Consider the following 19,554-nt stretch of genomic DNA (forward strand, 5'->3'; position numbering starts at 1 on the left):
CGTCACGTTTAACGTGGAAAAAATAAAAACACGGAACTTGTCAGTGTTTTAAAGTCTATCCTTTTATCGAGCGCACATTTAGGGCAATGACTTAACGTTATAAATCTAAATTTTTTGGACGCTACTCCTCAAGCAGATAATGTTCTCTCCGGAACAATATCTTCCTTACGAGAAAAGGAACTATGCGTTTCTATATCTCCTGGATTATGCTTTAGTTTACATATCATTGGTTATCCGAAACTCTTCCTATACAAAGAGAGAAAATGGCAGTGATTAGCCTCTTCTCTCCTTTTCTGTTTGTAAAATCGTACTTTTATAAACACTTTTTCCTCTGGCCTTCTTAAAAATTTCATCCGAAAACAGCAATTGTTTATTGATCTATCCGGCGTAGCCAGCATCGATACATATGTCGCTCATCAGATTTTCAGACTGATCCGTTCGTTAAAGCTGATTGGTGTGCAGCCTGTGCTGGCAGGAAGGCGTCCCGAAATAACCCAGACCTCCGTCAATCTTGGCATCAGCTTTCAGGATGTGCCGATTGCTTCATCGCTTGCCCAGGCAATGGATCAGGCACACTAAAAAAGACCGGTACCCATTAGTGGATACCGGTCTTTCCTTTGTCTTCAATGCAGAATCATCTGCTTTTAGACTTTTTCTACAATGTACGTTGGTTTTTCAACGAATTCTTTTCCGCCGAGTTTCTTCGAATGATCGAAGTAGCCGCCGAATTTATAGACGACTTTGTATTCCCGGTCCGGTTCTGTAAACAATTGGTTTTCATTGTTAGAAATAACCGTGACATGATTGTTTTCTACAAAGCTGTCAATTTCACTCGCTTTATAGTTTGTACCTCCAGTTAGTTCGGAAACGGATTGGCTTCCCATATATAATCGCTCCTTTGCGTTATAGTTTGTCACTTCATACTTATACCCGGTTAAAACCTGTTTTAATCATACGATTTAATAGCGACCCCGGATGCTTGGCTCTACGTCCTCTAAATAAAACTTCGTCAGTTTTTCCTGCTCGTCTCTCGAGATCGATCGTTTACACATAAATCTTGACGGTCCCAATTGCTTTTAAAAGTCTTGATAAAGATATTTTAGTATCTTCTTCTTTGAAAATGGATGATATGCCATCTTCTATAGAGGAAGATATTAATTTGTTAAAAAGATTAATAGTAATTGAAAAATCATTTAATGTTGAATTTGCGTTACCTGAAAGAGTTAGCGATATAGAAATAAACAAAGTTGAAATGTTGGAAAGCATCCTAAAACATGAAGCAATAAAAATAAAGATAAATAACATGGTTATTAAATTTAATGATAGGCAATCCTTAAATAATTTATATGATGTAATAACAAAAACGAATGATAAAGGCACGTTACTCAAAACTGCACACGAGGGAGAAGACGCAAAAATCAATTTATTCGATAAAGATATATCCTTTAGTCGATTAGAGCGTACTCTTACTAACGTTAAAATTGAAAATATAAAAAAATAAAAAGAAAAATTGATGATATGGAACCTGGCGATATGCCGCTTTCTGGGTCCTCCTCCTTTTCCTCAAACGGTTTCAAAGAAATGGAAAGAATGAACAAATAAAATAGACGAGCCTCATGGTTTAACGTAAGGGTGGAAGTCGTCCTAAGAAATTAAGCACGAGGGCTGCTGCAACGAAAACAAAGATATTGAAACAGGAATTGCAGCACAGAAATTTCTGAGGAGGAGCCGTGGAACTTCCTTAAGTAGGATAAGTTTATACTATAAAACGGAAAAACAGCCAGGTTTTTCGGCTCCTGGCCGTTTCCAACATCATCTTATTTAGACATTTTATTTTTTAGCTTATCTTTCAAATGCTTGCCTTTCTCTTTATATTGGTCTTTGTTTTCTTCCCAATGGAGTTTTCCTTTTTCCATGGATTTATCTTTCAATTTATGAAATTTATCTATCAATGCCATTTTTATCATCCTTTCGTTCCATAGTATACACTACTGTACCCTTCTTAAAAACAGCAGGCCTATATTTTGCGGTATAGATACCACAAAAGGTATTTCTCTTTTGAAGGAAATCCGCTCTTGACTACTGCTTTCACTGTTATTGTACCCCTTTTATCACGTTTTCTGTAGAAATACCTGCTGCTTTTGTAGATAAAATAAAGAAGAGAAAGGCGATCATTAGAATCCATTAGTTAACTTTACATAATCGCAGTTATCCGAAGCTTCTCCTATAAGATAAAAAATGAATGATAGTATCCGCATGAATCCAATCTGTGTTTATCATAATTTACATACAAATGCCTGGGAGAAAACCGGTTAACCGGTTTTCTCCCAGGCATTTGTATGTATCTTTCTATCTAAAAAAGGGTTCATTTTCTAATGAAGCTCCAATGACGATGCTTTACATTCGACCATAAACGATATACTCGTCTTGATCAGATTTTTTCGCTTCATACAGAGCCGTATCAGCGCACTTTGTCAGCTTTTTTTCGTTGACGGCGTCGTCCGGATACAAGGAAATTCCAATACCAACTCCTATAGGAATCTTGTAGCCATTAAAAGGGACGGGCACTTCATAAGATTTCAAAATTCGTTTAGCTGTATTCTCCGCTGCTTCCAGCGAATCAATGTCAGGCAAAACAACTCCCATTTCATCGCCGCCTAATCGTGCTGTTGTAGCGGCCGAACAGACACAAGCCTGTAGACGGATAGCCATTTCCTTAATGACAGCATCTCCTGCATCATGACCAAATTGATCGTTAATCTTTTTAAACTTCCGTCCATCCATCAGTAAAACCGCCACTTTCTTGCCAGATTGCTTTGCTTGTTGGATCGCCGTTTCCAGCCTATTATCAAAAGTGCGCCGGTTAGGTATGCCCGATAAATGATCGTAGAAGGCCATTTTTGTCATTTCATCTTGGAGACGCTTTCTCTCCGTAATCTCTCTAGCAATGGTGAGTACTTGATTCACTTTTCCATCCATCAGGACAGGCGTAGAAGAAACTTCCATCCAGATCCAATGCCCATCACGATGAAGAAAACGAACTTCAATGGCAGCCGGTTTGTTTCCATACATAGGGGACATAATAGCTTCGATCAAACGGAAGGCATCTTCCGGATGCACATTGGTAGTAAAAGGATTCCCCATATATGCTGAATCCGGGTATCCTAAAATCTTCTCATTGGAAGGAGAGACGTATTCAATCAAACCCGAGGGATTGATTAGCGTAATGACATCGAAAGCACTTTCTGTTATCAGCTTGTATTTCTCCTGGCTTTTCTGCAATTCCTTTTCGGCTTTTTTAAGTTCTGTCACGTTTTTATAAAAGATGGTTGCACCGATGATTTCCCTATTTGCATTTCGTACCGGAGTATATGAAGAGATAATATGTAACGGGGTGCCGCTCTTCGTTAAACGGATGGTTTCGTGTGAATTTACCGTTTCACCTTTCATGATTCTTTCCACGATAGCTAAAGGTTCTGATTTCATATGTTCTGGAACGATAGAACCTCTCTGATTTACCATTTCTTCTTCACTGTAATGGAACGTTTCTTCAAAGGCACGATTCACTTTCGTGATGTCCCCTTTTATATCAATGAAAAAGACAGGATCTGTAGAATTTTCCCAAAAAACTTCAAGTTCTTCTTTTGTCTCTATCAGTGCTTTTTGTGCCCGGTTTCTCTCTGTAACGTCCCTTACGATTGCTAAAATATACTGGCACTGGCCACCTTCTGTCAGGATAGGATGGAGCACGGTTTCCTCTGTGCGTTCCTCGTTTTCAGCTTCTATCCTTTGGATAAACTCAACCGATTTTTGCGTGGATTGAACTTCGCAATAATGCCGAATCAGTACCTGGGCTTGTACTGATGGCATCACATCTTCTATTCTTCTTCCAATAATCTTTTCTTTGAGGGGCAGAATGTTATATGTGGCTGGATTTGCATAAACGTAAAAAAACGTTCCTTGATCTTCTTCCATCAAAAAAACCAAATCGGGTATCAAATCAAAAAGAACTGTGGAAGCTAAAATATCTAATTCCATTTTCCCTGAAACATTTTTCATGCTTTTTCTCTCCTTTGGTAACTAACGATACCTTTTCCATTCAGACTATATTTATTGCTCCTCGATATTTATTAAGAAATATTTTCTTTCTTGATGTTGCTCGTCTATGACGGACTTCTATAATTTGTGGAAAAAGAGCAACTACAAATGTATATTACTAGATTTTTATGAATATTGTAACATATCTGTCATTTAAAACATTTTTTGAAGATAGGAAATTATTCTATAAAAATAAAACAATTATTTTTTCATTATTACTTGAGATAGCTGCAGTGGAAGTTCAGCGAAGTCATAATTATGGAAAATAGTTGGAAGCTCTCTTTTTGATGCCAGGGAAGATCCCACCCCCGGCCATTTCTTCATAATGCTTTATATTCAAGGACGGGCGTCACTTGTAAAACCGCGCTTTTTATAGTGGAAGTTTGATATAATTTATTTAATATCGGCGACGTTAATAAATTGAAATTTGGTGAATCTCATGAAGGAAAAAAATAGACCAAGTAACGATAACACTGCTTTAAAGAAAACCTTATTGCTATATAAAGAAGAAGCAAATGAAGATCGTTTACCGCAGCAAGCTTATATCATTATTCAAAAAGCAATTCTAAACCTGCAGCTTCAACCTAATGAAGCTTTTTTGGAACGGGAAATTATCGAAATGTTGGAAATGAGCCGTACGCCCGTACGTGAAGCCTTAATTCGATTAGAAATGGATCGCTGGATTAGATTAATTCCACGTAAAGGGTTTAGTGTCGAACCAATCATAAAAGAAAATATTGAGCAAATTTGTCAAATTGCTGAAGCTTTAGATGGTGTGGCTGCTGAATTAGCCACTTTCAATATTAACGAAGAGCACCTTGAAATTCTGGATTCCCTTATTACGAATCAAGAAGAGTATTTGAATAAAAATAATTTAAAGGCTTATTTAGATGCAGATAATCAATTTCATCATTTAATCGTTGAGTACTCCCACAATGAACGGCTGATAGATATAATGGACAGTCACTCTGATCAATTGTATCGGGCTAGATTGTTTACCATTAATGAGCGAAAGCTTCCTATTCGGTCCATTAAGGAACATCGGGCCATAGTAGCTGCCATGCGAGCCCAAGACAGCAAAGCCGCTCAACTCTTAATGCATTCCCACAGGCATCGTGGAGGACAAGAAATTTTGGGAATTATCGAAAGAAAGCCAGCGAATAAGACGAAAAAATAACGTAAGACGTTTCTTAACAAGAAGCGTCTTTTTTTATACGCAAAATTAAAAAATTTATTATTTAGCAATTTAAGCTATTTTAACTAATTTAAAGCTTTATATTGACATTAATGAATTTATTAATTATTCTTTAAACAGATAACAAATATCAAATGGGAGGTTTTCAGATGAAAATAATTGATATTAAAGAAAAAGCAGTACCTATTAAATCGAGTATAAGCAATGCTTATATTGATTTTTCAAAAATGAATGTTTCTGTTGTGGCAATCGTCACAGATGTATTGAAAAACGGCAAAAGAGTTGTAGGATATGGGTTTAATTCAAATGGCCGGTATGCTCCAAGTGGAATTCTTCATGAACGATTTATCCCACGTTTATTAGACGCGGAAACAAATGATATTCTAGATGATGAGAAGCTGAATTTTGATCCTCATAAAATTTGGGATATTTTAATGACTGGCGAAAAACCAGGCGGCCATGGAGAAAGGTCGGTCGCAGTGGGAACTCTTGATATGGCAGTTTGGGATGCTGTTGCAAAAATAGAAGAAAAGCCTCTTTATCAACTGCTGGCCGAACGTTATGGGGATGGAAAGCCGGATGAGCAAGTATTTGTTTATGCGGCAGGAGGCTACTATCAGCCAGGGAAAGACGATAACATGCTTCAAGAAGAAATGAAAGGCTATCTGGACTTAGGATATTCAGTTGTGAAAATGAAAATTGGAAACGGTTTAGAAGAAGATCTTAGAAGAATTGAAGCCGTACTAGAAGTGGTGCCCTCCGGCCAATCTCTAGCGGTAGACGTAAACGGACGGTTTGATTTGAAAACAGCGATTCGTTATGCAGAAAAATTAGAGTCATATAATTTATTTTGGTATGAAGAAGCAGGCGATCCATTAGATTATGAGCTTCAGGCGGAGCTTTCTAAGCATTATAAAAACCCTATGGCCACTGGAGAGAATCTATTTTCTATGCAGGACGCTCGAAATCTCATTCGCTATGGGGGAATGAGACCGGATCGAGATTATCTGCAATTTGACTGTGCATTAAGTTATGGCCTTGTAGAGTACATGAAAATACTGGATATGTTAAAGGAACATGGATGGTCTCCCCGCCGCTGCATTCCGCATGGAGGACATCAAATGTCACTGAATATTGCAGCAGGACTGGGACTGGGAGGAAATGAATCTTATCCTGGAGTTTTTGAACCATTTGGAGGGTTTGCCGATAATATTCCTGTTGAGAATGGATATGTTGGGTTGCCTGACGTTCCTGGAATAGGTTTTGAAACAAAAGCACCGTTAATTAAACTGCTTCGTTCGGTAGCTGAATAATACATTACAAAGACAATGTTTTCTTAACTGACTGCTGACTTTTAAGCAATTTAGGAAAAAAGGAGACTGAAGCTTTTGTGCCCACACGATGACATCGATACTGTGTCTTTATCATGGTATCCGTTTCATCGTTTTTTTATTCCACTGCTTTCTTTTTATAAAGAAGCTGTCTTTCTCTAATTCACACCAAACTATATACTTGTAAGGAACGTATTTCAAAGCTCAAGTTTAAAAGCTTTGAAGAAGTTGCTTTATATTTAATGAAGCATTGTAAGGCAATACTTTTTACTCAAAATAAAAAAGCTGCGATCTGAATTTTTAAATGTAGGAACAATTACTAAAGATTTTTTCGCCTCTTTTCCATCACTTCGGCGATTTGTTTCGAATCCGGATTTTCTTCTTTGTGCAATTGCTCAACGATGTTCGCATAATCCGTTTCATTTTTATTCTGACTTAATTTATAGGCAGCCTGAATCTCTCCTACCTTAATCTTAAATCCAACAATCCCCTTTATTTCTTTTTCTAATAAAGAAGAAGAGAGCTTATCCCAAAGAACCGGGTTCTCACGATGTTTCTCGTATTTTTCCAATAATTTTGCCAGATCCTGTTTCAATGCTTCTTCTTCTAAAATAGTGGCAGATCCATATACATGAACCTCCTGAATGATGGCAGGTCCATATATATGAACCGCCTGATAATTCCACGTTGGAACATTTTCCTGTTCATACCAGGAGGAAGAAATGTAAGCGTGTGGCCCTTGAAACGTAATGAGTACCTCTTCAGAGGAGTCGAATGTCCGCCACTGCGGATTGCCGTAAGCCATATGTCCGGTTATATAATACTTCTCGTCTTCTTTTATTAATTGCAAGGGCAAGTGGGTGGCAATGGGTCTTCCTTTTTTTGTAGTGACAAGCGTTCCAAAGGAATTCGTTTGAACAAATTCGCGGATCTTTTCAACATCGGTAATCTTATAATATTTTGGAATATACATGATAGCGTGCTCCTTTTTGTATGAAAATGATTTACTAAAGCCTTTCCAAGAAGTTCTACTACCTTTGATAGAAAAAGATTATGGACTTAGGAGTACTATTTGTAAGCCGAGACCGATATAAAGCCAACTTAAAGCTTTTTGACCCCATCATAAACCGATCGAGTGATTAGCAACAAGACAGCAGGACCTGGGACTAAAAACAATCCGCAGACCACCAGAATAAATGTGCTCAATTCTGCGACACTTACCATTGAATCCCCCTGCTCATTTCACATCCCCAGACCATTCGAATTCACATATAAAGGACAGAGGAAAAGAGCGACTTCACTATTCAATTAAATATTTCCTATTGGACTTCTGCAAATTCCCATGGAAATCCCGTGGTGACTAATGATTTTTTTTAGATTCACAATCGCGTTACCTGAATAAACTTGTTCCATGATATTTTCTATTCTTTCGCTATCTTGGTCACTTACTTTTTGCTTTATAAGCATTTTTTGAAACCATTGGCTAATTTCCATGGGAGAAACATTCCCTGCAATGGAAGAAAGGCGATCGTATCCATGAAAGACTTTTTTTCTAAGTCTACTTCTCCCCCGCCGTAAAAATGTATATCGTTTCGGTCTACACCTTTTTTTATTCGTTCAACTTTTTCTTTGCTTCCAGCATCTTTTATTCCAACGACTAAGTCTGACTTGCTTAATTCGATAATACTCTTCTCTGATAAATCAAAGCCCGTCCTTTTTGGATTGTTATATAAAATGGCAGGTTTATTACTGAGGGCCACAATCCTCTTTGTATAAACGAGTGCTTCTTCTTGTGTAGGTATAATATACGGCGGATAGCCAAGCATGATACCGGCTATTTCTGTGTGGCGAATCTTTTCAGCTAATTCTTCTGCCTCTTTCTGTCTGATTGAAGCCACCCCAAATATAATTTCCATATTAGTAATGAGTTCTTTTTCCCGTTCTAAACCATCTATTATTTCCATTTTCTCTTGGAGGCTCAAACTATGCTGTTCTCCAGTAGTTCCAGAAACAAGAACAGATTTTACGCCTTGTTGATACAGGTCTCTTATATGACTTATTGTCCCTTGAATATTTAAAGATTCATTTTCAAAAAAAGCGGTTGGTACGGCAATGTGAATTGTTTCTGTTAACATTGTTTTTTTCCCCTTTCTTTTTTCTACTTGAACTAAATTGCTCCGTTAGTTCGACTAGAAAAAGCAGCACTTGATTGACGATTTTCTATACGCTCTAATTTAAGTGAAAGTCTTCGCCAACCAACCTTCAGCCTTAAATAGACTCTTTGACTTCATTCATGTCTCTCACTTCATAAGATTTAGAAATAAACAGTTTTGAACCATTTCTTGTTTGGTTTTATGCATTTTCAATACCAGTATCTTACTATGCAATTTGACATCTAAAAAGGTACAATTATGGATAAATAAGCATGTCAAGGAGGCGGCAAAGTGAAAAACACTATTTTTGTCTTGAAGGATGAGTCTCCCAAATACAAGCAAGTATACGAGCAGTTTAAGTCGTTTATTGAACGAGGCGATATCCCTCCCAACAATCGGCTGCCATCCATTCGTCAACTGGCTGAATCCCTTCAAGTCAGCCGCAACACCACATTAATGGCCTATGAGCAGCTTGTCGCGGAAGGCTATATCCGCGGAGAAGGGAGGAAAGGGTATTATGTAAACGAATTAGAACCACTTTTAGTTCAAGATGTTTTCATCTCTCCTGAGAAAAAGCAGAAAGAGACCATACCGCCCATCAACATTGATTTTAGAGCAGGGGCTGTGGATCAAGCCCATTTCCCTTTGAAAATCTGGAGAAGATTATCAAATCAAGTATTAACATTGACGGAGAGCTTTAAATACGGGGATCCCTTTGGGGAAGTGTATTTTCGGGAGCAAATTGCCGCTTATTTATTCCAATCGCGTGGCGTGAAAACAGAAGCCAATGCGATTGTAATCGGCAGCAGTACCCAACAGTTATTAATCCATCTTGGACAAATTCTGAAGGAGGAGAACGACGGCATTATTATCGAAGATCCGGGTTACGATGGAGCAAAGGAAGCTTTTCGGTTTCATCGTTATAGAATGGAGACTTTACCGGTTTATGAGGGAGGGGCTGATTTTACCGAATTAGAAAAAATGGAGTCAACGCTGATTTATGTCACTCCATCTCATCAAAGTCCGTTAGGGGTCAGTATGTCGATTCAGCAAAGGCAAATGCTCATTTATTGGGCGAAAAACATTAACGGATTTATTATCGAAGACGATTACGATAGTGAATTTCGTTATACGCAACAACCGTTTCCAGCACTGGCTTCTATTGATTCAGCAAGAGTCATTTACTTAGGGAATTTCTCAAAGTCCTTTCTTCCCGGGATCCGTCTGAGTTATATGGTGCTGCCCCAGTTACTAGTAGATCGCTACAAAAACCAATTTCGTCATTTTGAGAGTACCGCTTCACTCCAAAATCAGCTGACCATGGCAAAATTTATGGAAGAGGGAGAATGGAATCGTCATATTAAACGTATGCGGCTGGTGTACAAACGAAAAATGCAGTGCTTAGTATCGGAATTGAGAAAGTACTTCAAAAAAAGCATCTCCATTATTGGGGAACAATCGGGGTTATACATCTTAGTGAAGGTACATCTAAATCGGTCGGAAGAATGGTTGATCGAGCGTGCTTCCATTTATGGAGTGAACGTGTATCCGACCTCCATTTATTTTATAGAAAACCATCCTACAGAAGCCGTTATTAAACTGGGATTCAGTAATCTTTCCTGTGAGGAAATACAAGAAGGCGTAAGGTTTTTAAAAAAGGCGTGGACATAAAAACACCGGTGTTTTTCCTGTTTAACAGATTGAGTGAAGACCAACAGGGAAAGTTTTATCTTTCTTTGTTGCTTCTTTACTGCCAATACTTAAATTTTTATATAAGGAGCTGGACGACTCATGGATTTTTATATTGTGGATGTTTGTCAAAAAGGAGTTTGGTATTAATATAAAAGTTCAAACTCCGTCTTCCACTAACATTTATGAAAGTACTTTGGTCATAATCAGGTCTACTTGTTCGTCATCCCCCATAAAAAAGGAATGGGAACCTGATTGGAGAAATCCTTTTTTCTGATAAAATGCAATGGCATTTTCATTTTCTTCCCAAACGCCCAGCCAGATTTTCTTTTTCTTTTGTTCCTGAGCAATTTCCATCGTTTTGTTCATTAGATGTTTTCCAAGACCGTGTTTCTGAAATTTCTGCTTCACGTAAATCCGTTCGACTTCGAGCGCTTCCTCGCCCATTGCTTCCGATTGAGCATCGTCGGTATTAACCTTTAGGTAACCCGCGACCTCTTGACCTACATATACAAAAAAGAACTGAGAAGATCGATTCGCCAATTCGTGTTTTAATTGATCCAAGCTATAGGCTTTTTCCAAATAGGCATTTAAGTGTTCCGGTGAATTTTGTTCCTGAAAAGTCTCGGTAAATGTCTCTATACTTATTGTTTGCAAGTCTCGTGCATTTTCAAAAGTACACTTCATTATCGTTATCGTCATTCGAACAGGTCACTCCTTTAGCTCGTTAATAGTCTCGCTTATGGCCTTTTTTTATAAATTCCCAATCCTTCTCAACATTTTTCCGGATTCGCTCTAAAAACTTGTAGGCAGCCGTCATTTCTTGTTCAGAAAAGCCCGCTAAGGCTACACGATCGGAATGTTCATTCTCTCTTTTGATGAAAGGATAGACCGTTTTTCCTCTTTCCGTTGGAAACAGCTTTTTTTTGCTGTGAGAATCTTCTTTCTTTTCAATAAAGCCGTTCATTTATATCTATTAAATAAAAAACCCAAATGTTGGATTTCACTCTAACATTTGGGGGCACTACCAACCGCGATTGTAAACTCTAATAATAAGAGAGCTTTTTATCTTATGCTTTTCCTGAGGTGCCGAATTCCCTAACTTTTTCTGTTACGGACTGCTTCACTGCTTCAATAGCTGGAAGGAGAATTAGACGCGGTTCATACACATCGGCATCTTCCGCCAGCTTCTTCTTTACTGCTTTGGTCCAGGCTTGTATGTTTTCTGTGTTTACATTGATTTTAGCATGCCCCAGGGAAATCGCACGCTGAACTTGATGAGCCGGAATGCCTGTACCACCGTGAAGTACCAGGGGCAGCTCGGTTTTCCGGGAGATTGCTTCCATCTGCTCAAAACCAAGTTTAGGTTCTCCCTGATAAGGACCGTGAACGGAGCCCAGTGCAGCCGCCAGCGCATCAATTTCTGCTTCTTCTACTAAACGAATACACTCTTCCACATCTGCATATCTTATGCCGCCTACCAGACCATCCTCTTGGCCTCCTACAGAACCAACTTCCCCTTCCACTGAAATACCCCATTTACCAGCATAAGATACTACTTCTTTTGTCATATTGATATTTTCTTCTATGGAATGGTGCGACCCATCAATCATTACGGACGTAAATCCAGCATCCACCGCTTTCTTGCAGCGCTCTACACTCTGGCCATGATCGAGATGTAAAGCTACCGGCACTGTAATATTCAACTCTTCGTACATCGTGCGGACCATTCCAGCCACATTTTTGAATCCTCCCAGAAAATCAACCATTCTATCGGAGGCAGCAATGATCATTGGGGACTGTTCTTCTTGTGCCACTTCTAGAAAAGCAGGAATAAATTCAAGGTTATTAATGTTGTACTGCCCTACAGCATATCCTTCTTGTTTTGCCTTATGAAGCATTTCTTTCATGGATACTAATGCCATATTTTTCACTTCCTTTGTGTTTATATAAACATCTTACCACTTTTTGATAAACTTTTGATTATAGTTTGATAATATATTGAAAATATATGATATACTTTAGGAACTTTCTTTTTTATTTATACTCTGCTATCTTTAACATCAATAGAAATCAGAAAGCAGCGGTGGATTACATGATAAAAAGACAGCGAATAAATGAAATAAGGAAATATGTTGAATCTTACCAGGTAGCTTCATTTGAGACTTTATCCGCTGAATTTAACGTTTCCCTTAATACCATCAGGCGAGATGCTGAATCGCTTGTTCAGCAGGAATTAGTCAAAAAAGTTCATGGAGGCATTGCTGTTCCAGAATCCGGACTTTCTAAATATGAAGATAGGGAGGGACATAACGAGACTGCTAAAAAAGGAATCGGCAAGGCAGCCGCTGATCTTGTAGAAGAAGGAGATATTATTTTTATCGATACGGGCACCACGACCGTTTGGATGGCTCCCTTTCTCAAAAACAAAAAAATAACCGTACTGACTAATAATTTACATTTCATAAATGAAGCAAAAAAATCGTCCGATTTAACGATCATTTCAACTGGAGGGTTATTTGATCCTTCTACTCATTCATTTATCAGCATAGATAATATAGAAGGAATTACCTCTTATAATATTGATAAAGCGTTCATGGCTTCTACCGGCATTTCACTGGAAGGCAGCATAACCCATGCCTCCCCTCTTGAAAACAACATAAAAAAAGCAGTCGTACAAAAAAGCTCTAGTGCTTATATTCTTGCCGACCACTCAAAATTTGAGAAAAAAGCGCTTATGACCTTTGCCCGGTTTCATGATATTGAAGCCGTTATCACCGATGAAGTTCCTTCTAAAGAAATAGAAACTCTACTGAACGAGTCCCGCGTAACTCTTTATAGAACCAACAAAAATAGTAATATGGAGGAATAATATGCCTTTATTAAGATTTGATATGATCACCGGAAGAAGTGACCAGGAATTAAAGCACTTATTGGATACCGTTCACCAGGCAATGGTTGAAACATTCGAAGTTCCTGAAACAGACCGCTACCAGATTGTAAATCAACATAAATCAGATGAAATGATTATTGAAGATACGGGACTTGGATTCACCCGCACAAATGATGTCGTTATAATAAGTGTAACGAGCAAAACCCGTACGAACGAAAAAAAGCAGGCATTTTACCGTTTGGTGGCGGAAAATCTGCAAAAAGAATGTGGCATCTCTCCGGAAAATATCATGATAAACATTACAGAAAATGGGGAAGCGGATTGGAGTTTCGGAAACGGGGAAGCGCAGTTTCTAACAGGAAAACTCTAATAGAACTAAAAAAGCACCAGGCTGCGGACCTGGTGCTTTTTTTAGTTCTTTACATGAATTTTATTTAAGACTTCCAATGACGTGTCTTTAGCTGTCTTAATAGCTTCATCCGGGCTCAGTTTGTAATATTCCGGACGGAATAACTCAACGGATACTGCGCCGTCAAATCCTCTTTCTACAGCTGTTGAGATAATTCCCTGCAGATCAATAGCTCCATGTCCCGGCCATACTCTATCTTCATCTGTTAAGAACCCGATAGGGAAATCTTCAGTGTCATCAATATGAAGAATAAAGATCTTATTTCCATCCGCATTTTGCAGATCCTGTATTTCAGATCCCATGGCATGGAAATGAAAGCAGTCCAGTACCAGTCCTACATTTTCTTTCCCTACAGCTTCAACAATATCGTAAGCCTGGCCAAACGTGTTAATCGTGCACTGTGGGTGCCCTACAAATTCGACAGCTATTTTAACTCCATAGGGTTCAGCTAACTTAGAGAACTCCTGTAATACGCTGATAGCACTTTTCTTAATATCTTCATTTAAGATCTTTTCTTCTGTGACGAGGGGCACAGCAACGATATACGGTGCATTAATATGCTTTGCTTTTTCCAGCATATCCTTGAATTCTTTCACGTTTTCCTGATGTTCCTCTTCTGTACGGTTATTGAAAAAAACTAATGCGTTCATTGCCAGTGGCTTTATATGGTTTTTTTCAAAATAAGAAGCCAGGTCTTCTATCGAATGCGTTTCTAAATACTCCGGAAGTTTATCCATGGTACGAATTTCAATATAATCGTATCCGTGCTTTTCACAAAGTTCTAAGTCGTTTTCTAAATTGGAGTTTTCCAGTGTAGTGGCTTGGTTATAACAAAGCTTCACAGGCTGCTCCCCTCCAGTTTGTTTTGTTTATAGAAAGTCGGACGGTCCGGCAGTTCAATAACTTCCACCTGCTCGGAGGTCTGGGCTCTAACTCCTGCATCCCCTGTAACAGAAGCAATATAACCATCCCAGGATGAAGGTCCCTGCGGCTCGCCTTTTTTCTTAATAGAGTCTATAAAGTCCTGAAACTCGTTGTTGAAAGCATCATCAAAGCGGTGTTTCCAATCCTGCAGAATGTTGTAGCCGTGAACACCGTCTTTACGGTAACCGATACTCGCTACTTCCGGCAGCTTCACGACTCCTTCTTCTCCGATGACTTCACATTGAATATCATATCCAAACTGACAGTTAACAAAAATTTCCGCATGCATAATTATGCCGCTTTTTGTTTCAAATGTTACGATCTGGGGATCTTTCAAATGCTCGAGTGCTCTGCTGGTCTTCTTCGGATACGTAACTTGAATAGATTTATAGTCGTCTCCTACGAGCCAGTGAAGTGTATCAATTTCATGAATCAGCGTGTCAAGAATAGCCATATCTGTCGTATACCGCTCTCCGACTTCCGGATTTCTGTGAGAGCATCGAACCATAAGAGGCTCCCCAATAAAATTGTTATCTATCGCTTCTTTCATTTGAAGGTAACCGCTGTCATACCGGCGCATAAAACCGACCTGCACAAGTCGTTTTCCCTGTTTCTGCTCAGCTGTCACAATACGTTCGCAGCCTTCGGACGTAGTAGCTAAAGGCTTTTCTACAAAGACAAATTTACCTGCTTCGATTGCTTTTAGTACCGTCCCTTCGTGTGCAGGCCCCCAGCTGGTTACCAGCACGGCCTGAACATTGGGATCATTGATTAATTCTGTATCATCTTTATGCACAGCTGCTTTGATATCTAATTCTGTTACAATGTTTTCGGCTAGTTCCTGGTTCACATCCGTAACAGCAACAATGTCCGCTCCTGTCAGTTTACGTGTGATACGCTTCATATGCTCCTGTCCAATGGCTCCAGTACCTACTACTCCAAATCCTAAACTCATAACTATTTCCTCCTAAATGTAATGCTTTTTATTTTCTTCACGCCCAGCAGTTATTTGGTTTTCTGCAAAAGCTCCGTGTCCAAGTATTTTCTTGCTTTTAGAGCATATTCGAGAGGGTGTGCCTTCTCAGGATCCTGTTCTGCTTCAATCACAATCCATCCTTTATATTCCTGTGCCAGAAGTTCCTCATACACTTCTGTAAAATCAATATCTCCGTCTCCGGGTACCGTGAACATCCCCTCCAGAAATGAGTCCATAAAAGAATAGTTCTTTTCTTTGCAGGCATTCATAATCGAATTTCTGACATCTTTGAAATGTACGTGTTCAATACGATTCATGTGTTTTTTTAATAGAGGAAGACATTCTTGATCTGAAACATAAATATGACCGGTATCATACAACAAATGCACCTTTTTCGGATCGGTACGTTCCATCAGCCGGTCAATTTCGTCCAATGTCTGCACGCCTGTACCTAAATGATGGTGAAAGACAAGCTTTAAATCATAGCGCTTTGCCATTTCTCCCATATCATTAAGACCTTCTGCCAGCCTGTTCCACTCTTCTTCTGAAAAGTACGGCTTATCTTTAAATACATTTTTCGTCGTTCCCTGAATACTGTAAGTTTGTTCAGACACTACGGCTACAGCTGCCCCCATCTCATGTAAATAGGCACAATTCTCTTGAAACACTTTCAATACTTCGTCGATGCCGTCCCTAATAATAAAACTCGAAAACCATTTGCCGGCGATGGTTAAATTGCGTAAAGCCAGTTCTTTTTTTAAAATAGCAGGTTCAGGGAAGAAGCCGCCTACTTCTGTCCCTTCAAAACCCGCAATACATATATCTCCCAGTAGATGCCCTAATGTATTGTCTTTACCTATCTCGGGCATATCATCATTCCGCCATCCAATCGGAGCAATTCCCCATTTAATATCCTGGTGAGTCATGCTATCTCTCCTTTAATACTTTTTTGCCTGAGCCAGCATTTTTTCTTTAAAGGAGTAGGCTTCTCTAATACTTTCTTTTTCTGAAACGGCAGCTACCCCAAGATTCCACCAGCTTCCTTCCGACCCTTCGGTCATCGTTTTAGGAAGAACTTTCATTTCTATTAATGTAGAGCGTGACTGCGTTTTTGCATCTTTAATTGCCGCTTCAAGCTCTTCTTCTGTATTGGCTCTGTATACTTTCGCTCCGTAACCTTCTGCTACTTTGGCATAGTCAATATTCAATACTTTATTATCCGCCGTGCGGAACTCACATTCATAGCTTCCGCTGCCATGATCCATCTGCAGGTTATTAATGCATCCATACCCTGCATTATCGAAAAGAAGAATATTTATTTTTTTATTGTATTGAAGGGACGTAATGAGCTCTGAGTGGAGCATGAGAAAGCTTCCATCTCCAACTACCGCGTACACTTCTTTATTGGGTTCTGCCAGTTTTGCTCCAAGCGTTCCTGAAATCTCATATCCCATGCACGAATATCCATACTCTAAATGGTACGTATTCGGCGTATTCGTCTCCCATAAGCGCTGCAGGTCTCCCGGCAGCGATCCTGCGGCACAAACCACAACAGCGTCTTCATCTACGGTGTCATTGGCTTTTAAGAGCGCGTTAGTCTGCGGGAACTCCGTGTTGAGGGTATCTGCATATTCATTCATTATTTCCTGAGAAAAATGGTTTTTTATTTCAGGATCAAAGTTCTTTCTATCGAATGTGATATGACGAAGTCTGTCCCGCTCCGTTTTCCATTCTTCTTTAACGCTTTCAATAAAGCTTCCATAATCACTTTTATAACCCTGCAGCAGAGGCATTAACTGTTCTAAAGCCGTACGTGCATCTGCTACTACTTGAAACGCATCTAATTTATAAGCCTGCATCCGGCTGACATTGATATTTAGAAATTCTGCCCTTTCAAAGTTAAATACGGTTTTCGAAGAGGTAGCAAAGTCTGTATATCTCGTTCCTATTCCTATAACAAGATCAGCCTCAGCCGCAGCTTTGTTAGCGGCTGACGTCCCTGTGATGCCCAAACCGCCGAGGTTGTTTATAAAGGAACTTTCCACCGCTGACTTTCCTGCCTGTGTTTCCACGAGCGGAATGTGATGTGTGCCGGAAAAAGTCATTAAAGCTTCTCTGGCTTCCGAGTACTTCACTCCTCCACCAACTACAATAAGAGGTTTTTTGCTCGCTTTAATCTTTTCAGCAGCTCCTTCCAGTTCTCTCAATGTAGGAATTGCACGGTTCACATAGTGTACACGCTTTTGAAAAAATTCTTCTTCATAGTCAAATGCTTCTCCTTCCACATCCTGGGAAATACATACGGTCGCAGGACCGGCTTTAGAGGGATCTGTCATTACTTCAAAGGCTCGTATTAAACTTGTCATCAGCTGTTCCGGACGCTGTACACGATCCCAATATCTTGAAACAGGCTTTAACGCATCATTGGTTGTAATAGCCATGCTGTGCTCCTGCTCTACCTGCTGTAAAACCGGGTCGGGCTGGCGGGAAGCATAGGTGTCCGCGGGAAGCAGCAGAACTGGAATATTGTTTGCCAAGGCTGTAGCAGCCGGGGTCACAAGGTTAGCGGAGCCCGGCCCGCTTGAAGTCGTAACGGCATAAATTTTCTTTCGCAGCATTTGTTTACTGTAAGCAATGGCTGCATGAGCCATACCCTGTTCGTTTTTTCCCTGAATTACTTCCAGATTTCCTGATTCTTGCTCTAGAGCCTGCCCGATCCCTAATACGTTGCCGTGTCCAAAGATATTAAAAACCCCTTGAACAAAAGGAAATTCTTCGCCATCTATATGAATATACTGCTGGTTTAAAAACTTAACCAACGCCTGAGCTGTTGTTAATCGAATCGTCCCCATTGTTTATTCTCCTTTATGCATACGTGTTATTTTCCTGGATTAACGCTTCAATTTCTGATACTTCCGGCATCGCTTCCGAGGAGCTGTGCTTGCTGACGACGATAGAGGCTGAAGCACTGCCGTATTTCAATGCTGTTTCAACGTCTTTCCCTGTAAGAATAGCGTAAAGAAAAGCTGAGGCGTAGGAATCTCCTGCACCAAATGTTTTTAATACTTTTGTCTTGTAGGCTTTTCCCTGATAGCTTTTTCCCTCTTTTGTATAGGCATACGAACCATCCACGCCGTGCTTAATAACTACAAGCTCCGGCTCATGCTGAAATAGATAATCAATGGTCGTCTGATTGTCTCCTTCCGAAGAAAGGTTTTCCATCATGTCGTATTCTTCACGAGTCCCAATAACAATGTCTGCTTTTTCCGCTACCAGCGAGTAATATACAGCTGTTTCTTCACGGGACTGCCACGTATACGGGCGATAATCCAATTCGAAAGCTACTTTAATATTATTCTTCTTGGCAAGATGCACTGCCTTCAGGGCCGCTTCTCTGGAGGGACTCTGTGCTAAAGCCGTTCCGGAGATAAGGAAGATTTTTGCCTGCTTTATATACTCTTCTTGTACTTCAGACGTCTTGATATAAAGATCCGCAGCATTTTCTCTGTACATTAGAATGCTGCATTCTTCCGGGCTTAATATTTCCGTAAAAGCGAGTCCGGTTTTTCTTCCTTCCGTATCTTTTACCATCTGCGACGTATCAATGCCCTTACTGTTCATATACTGCTCGATAAAACGTCCGTGCTGATCATCGGGGATTTTTCCGATAAATCCTGCTTTCAAGCCAAGCTTGGAACAGCCGATCGCGACATTTGCCGGCGATCCTCCTACATACTTCTGAAAAGTCATCGTTTCTTCCATTGGGCGGTTATATTCAACAGCGTTCAAATCAATGCAGGCTCGCCCAAAAGCAATGACATCGAACGCTTTGTTTTTCTCAAAAGATATAGCCATAGAATGAAATCTCCTTTTTGTTTAGTTTGTA

Annotated in this window: 19 protein-coding genes and 1 pseudogene; 7 read left to right on the forward strand and 13 right to left on the reverse strand. The window is 39.6% G+C overall.

From position 1 onward, the window contains the following. The first annotated feature begins 315 nt into the window (after positions 1-315). The gene (locus AC5W2J_RS04845; RefSeq protein WP_496058930.1) at positions 316-579 is read left to right on the forward strand and encodes an STAS domain-containing protein; all 264 of its coding nucleotides are present in this window, start codon (positions 316-318) and stop codon (positions 577-579) included. 65 nt (positions 580-644) lie between these two features. Here the strand turns inward: AC5W2J_RS04845 and AC5W2J_RS04850 are convergent, their stop codons facing one another. Continuing rightward, positions 645-884, reverse strand: coding sequence for a hypothetical protein (locus AC5W2J_RS04850; protein ID WP_496058365.1), 240 nt, complete (start codon positions 882-884; stop codon positions 645-647). Positions 885-1,120: 236 nt separating this feature from the next. On the opposite strand from AC5W2J_RS04850, the gene AC5W2J_RS04855 reads away from it, so the two are divergent. Continuing rightward, a complete protein-coding gene (locus tag AC5W2J_RS04855; protein WP_496058366.1) occupies positions 1,121-1,501 on the forward strand; it encodes a hypothetical protein in 381 nt (126 codons plus the stop codon). Positions 1,502-1,817: 316 nt separating this feature from the next. Here AC5W2J_RS04855 and AC5W2J_RS04860 read toward each other — a convergent pair whose 3' ends face one another. Both AC5W2J_RS04860 and AC5W2J_RS04865 read right to left on the reverse strand, forming a co-directional pair. Next, the gene (locus tag AC5W2J_RS04860) at positions 1,818-1,958 is read right to left on the reverse strand and encodes a hypothetical protein (RefSeq protein ID WP_496058367.1); all 141 of its coding nucleotides are present in this window, start codon (positions 1,956-1,958) and stop codon (positions 1,818-1,820) included. A 439-nt stretch (positions 1,959-2,397) separates the two neighbouring features. Further along, positions 2,398-4,059 carry a PAS domain S-box protein gene (locus tag AC5W2J_RS04865; RefSeq protein ID WP_496058368.1) on the reverse strand — a complete coding sequence of 554 codons (1,662 nt, stop codon included), beginning with the start codon at positions 4,057-4,059 and terminating at the stop codon, positions 2,398-2,400. Between the two features lie 478 nt (positions 4,060-4,537). Here AC5W2J_RS04865 and AC5W2J_RS04870 point away from each other — a divergent pair, with 478 nt between their 5' ends. Then, positions 4,538-5,275 carry a GntR family transcriptional regulator gene (locus tag AC5W2J_RS04870; RefSeq protein ID WP_496058369.1) on the forward strand — a complete coding sequence of 246 codons (738 nt, stop codon included), beginning with the start codon at positions 4,538-4,540 and terminating at the stop codon, positions 5,273-5,275. Between the two features lie 167 nt (positions 5,276-5,442). Continuing rightward, entirely contained in the window at positions 5,443-6,606 is a 1,164-nt protein-coding gene (locus AC5W2J_RS04875; protein WP_496058370.1) for a mandelate racemase/muconate lactonizing enzyme family protein, read from the forward strand. Positions 6,607-6,943: 337 nt separating this feature from the next. On the opposite strand, the gene AC5W2J_RS04880 is transcribed toward AC5W2J_RS04875, so the two are convergent. Together AC5W2J_RS04880 and AC5W2J_RS04885 are read right to left on the reverse strand one after the other, a co-directional pair. Beyond that, on the reverse strand, positions 6,944-7,597 hold the full coding sequence (locus AC5W2J_RS04880) for an FMN-binding negative transcriptional regulator (protein ID WP_496058371.1): 654 nt from the start codon (positions 7,595-7,597) through the stop codon (positions 6,944-6,946). A 484-nt stretch (positions 7,598-8,081) separates the two neighbouring features. Beyond that, positions 8,082-8,759 (reverse strand): dihydrodipicolinate synthase family protein, encoded by a 678-nt coding sequence (locus tag AC5W2J_RS04885; RefSeq protein ID WP_496058372.1) that lies wholly within the window; start codon positions 8,757-8,759, stop codon positions 8,082-8,084. Between the two features lie 309 nt (positions 8,760-9,068). Here AC5W2J_RS04885 and pdxR point away from each other — a divergent pair, with 309 nt between their 5' ends. Beyond that, complete coding sequence (gene pdxR / locus AC5W2J_RS04890; protein WP_496058373.1) at positions 9,069-10,448, forward strand: MocR-like pyridoxine biosynthesis transcription factor PdxR; 1,380 nt, start codon at positions 9,069-9,071, stop codon at positions 10,446-10,448. A gap of 201 nt (positions 10,449-10,649) precedes the next feature. Here pdxR and paiA read toward each other — a convergent pair whose 3' ends face one another. The 3 genes and pseudogenes from paiA to fba form a co-directional block, all read right to left on the reverse strand. Continuing rightward, positions 10,650-11,168, reverse strand: coding sequence for a spermidine/spermine N(1)-acetyltransferase (paiA, locus tag AC5W2J_RS04895; RefSeq protein ID WP_496058374.1), 519 nt, complete (start codon positions 11,166-11,168; stop codon positions 10,650-10,652). 25 nt (positions 11,169-11,193) lie between these two features. Then, positions 11,194-11,433, reverse strand: a pseudogene (locus AC5W2J_RS04900) (winged helix DNA-binding protein); the annotation flags it as partial. A gap of 103 nt (positions 11,434-11,536) precedes the next feature. Then, positions 11,537-12,391, reverse strand: a complete 855-nt coding sequence (fba, locus tag AC5W2J_RS04905; protein WP_496058375.1) for a class II fructose-1,6-bisphosphate aldolase — start codon at positions 12,389-12,391, stop codon at positions 11,537-11,539. A gap of 170 nt (positions 12,392-12,561) precedes the next feature. Here fba and AC5W2J_RS04910 point away from each other — a divergent pair, with 170 nt between their 5' ends. Both AC5W2J_RS04910 and AC5W2J_RS04915 read left to right on the forward strand, forming a co-directional pair. Next, complete coding sequence (locus AC5W2J_RS04910; RefSeq protein WP_496058376.1) at positions 12,562-13,338, forward strand: DeoR/GlpR family DNA-binding transcription regulator; 777 nt, start codon at positions 12,562-12,564, stop codon at positions 13,336-13,338. A gap of 1 nt (position 13,339) precedes the next feature. Then, complete coding sequence (locus tag AC5W2J_RS04915; RefSeq protein ID WP_496058377.1) at positions 13,340-13,729, forward strand: tautomerase family protein; 390 nt, start codon at positions 13,340-13,342, stop codon at positions 13,727-13,729. A 41-nt stretch (positions 13,730-13,770) separates the two neighbouring features. Here AC5W2J_RS04915 and iolI read toward each other — a convergent pair whose 3' ends face one another. The 5 genes from iolI to iolC are packed head-to-tail and all read right to left on the reverse strand — an operon-like array spanning position 13,771 to position 19,523. Beyond that, positions 13,771-14,610, reverse strand: a complete 840-nt coding sequence (gene iolI, locus AC5W2J_RS04920) for a 2-keto-myo-inositol isomerase (RefSeq protein WP_496058378.1) — start codon at positions 14,608-14,610, stop codon at positions 13,771-13,773. Continuing rightward, a complete protein-coding gene (iolG, locus tag AC5W2J_RS04925) occupies positions 14,607-15,647 on the reverse strand; it encodes a bifunctional inositol 2-dehydrogenase/D-chiro-inositol 1-dehydrogenase (protein ID WP_496058379.1) in 1,041 nt (346 codons plus the stop codon). The genes iolI and iolG overlap by 4 nt, the downstream gene beginning before the upstream one ends. Before the next feature lie 50 nt (positions 15,648-15,697). Then, positions 15,698-16,594: a myo-inosose-2 dehydratase gene (iolE, locus tag AC5W2J_RS04930; RefSeq protein ID WP_496058380.1), complete on the reverse strand. Its 897-nt coding sequence runs from the start codon at positions 16,592-16,594 to the stop codon at positions 15,698-15,700. A 12-nt stretch (positions 16,595-16,606) separates the two neighbouring features. Next, positions 16,607-18,520, reverse strand: coding sequence for a 3D-(3,5/4)-trihydroxycyclohexane-1,2-dione acylhydrolase (decyclizing) (gene iolD / locus AC5W2J_RS04935; RefSeq protein WP_496058381.1), 1,914 nt, complete (start codon positions 18,518-18,520; stop codon positions 16,607-16,609). 13 nt (positions 18,521-18,533) lie between these two features. Then, positions 18,534-19,523: a 5-dehydro-2-deoxygluconokinase gene (gene iolC, locus AC5W2J_RS04940; RefSeq protein ID WP_496058382.1), complete on the reverse strand. Its 990-nt coding sequence runs from the start codon at positions 19,521-19,523 to the stop codon at positions 18,534-18,536. Between the last annotated feature and the right edge of the window lie 31 nt (positions 19,524-19,554).

Source organism: Sinobaca sp. SA16-1, from assembly GCF_059510515.1.

Bases quoted from the DNA above. Each gene is read 5' to 3' on its own strand.
- AC5W2J_RS04850 (WP_496058365.1), bottom strand. From the start codon at position 884: ATGGGAAGCCAATCCGTTTCCGAACTAACTGGAGGTACAAACTATAAA.
- AC5W2J_RS04855 (WP_496058366.1), top strand. From the start codon at position 1,121: ATGGATGATATGCCATCTTCTATAGAGGAAGATATTAATTTGTTAAAA.
- AC5W2J_RS04860 (WP_496058367.1), bottom strand. From the start codon at position 1,958: ATGGCATTGATAGATAAATTTCATAAATTGAAAGATAAATCCATGGAA.
- AC5W2J_RS04865 (WP_496058368.1), bottom strand. From the start codon at position 4,059: ATGAAAAATGTTTCAGGGAAAATGGAATTAGATATTTTAGCTTCCACA.
- AC5W2J_RS04870 (WP_496058369.1), top strand. From the start codon at position 4,538: ATGAAGGAAAAAAATAGACCAAGTAACGATAACACTGCTTTAAAGAAA.
- AC5W2J_RS04875 (WP_496058370.1), top strand. From the start codon at position 5,443: ATGAAAATAATTGATATTAAAGAAAAAGCAGTACCTATTAAATCGAGT.
- AC5W2J_RS04880 (WP_496058371.1), bottom strand. From the start codon at position 7,597: ATGTATATTCCAAAATATTATAAGATTACCGATGTTGAAAAGATCCGC.
- AC5W2J_RS04885 (WP_496058372.1), bottom strand. From the start codon at position 8,759: ATGTTAACAGAAACAATTCACATTGCCGTACCAACCGCTTTTTTTGAA.
- paiA (WP_496058374.1), bottom strand. From the start codon at position 11,168: ATGACGATAACGATAATGAAGTGTACTTTTGAAAATGCACGAGACTTG.
- fba (WP_496058375.1), bottom strand. From the start codon at position 12,391: ATGGCATTAGTATCCATGAAAGAAATGCTTCATAAGGCAAAACAAGAA.
- AC5W2J_RS04910 (WP_496058376.1), top strand. From the start codon at position 12,562: ATGATAAAAAGACAGCGAATAAATGAAATAAGGAAATATGTTGAATCT.
- AC5W2J_RS04915 (WP_496058377.1), top strand. From the start codon at position 13,340: ATGCCTTTATTAAGATTTGATATGATCACCGGAAGAAGTGACCAGGAA.
- iolG (WP_496058379.1), bottom strand. From the start codon at position 15,647: ATGAGTTTAGGATTTGGAGTAGTAGGTACTGGAGCCATTGGACAGGAG.
- iolE (WP_496058380.1), bottom strand. From the start codon at position 16,594: ATGACTCACCAGGATATTAAATGGGGAATTGCTCCGATTGGATGGCGG.
- iolD (WP_496058381.1), bottom strand. From the start codon at position 18,520: ATGGGGACGATTCGATTAACAACAGCTCAGGCGTTGGTTAAGTTTTTA.
- iolC (WP_496058382.1), bottom strand. From the start codon at position 19,523: ATGGCTATATCTTTTGAGAAAAACAAAGCGTTCGATGTCATTGCTTTT.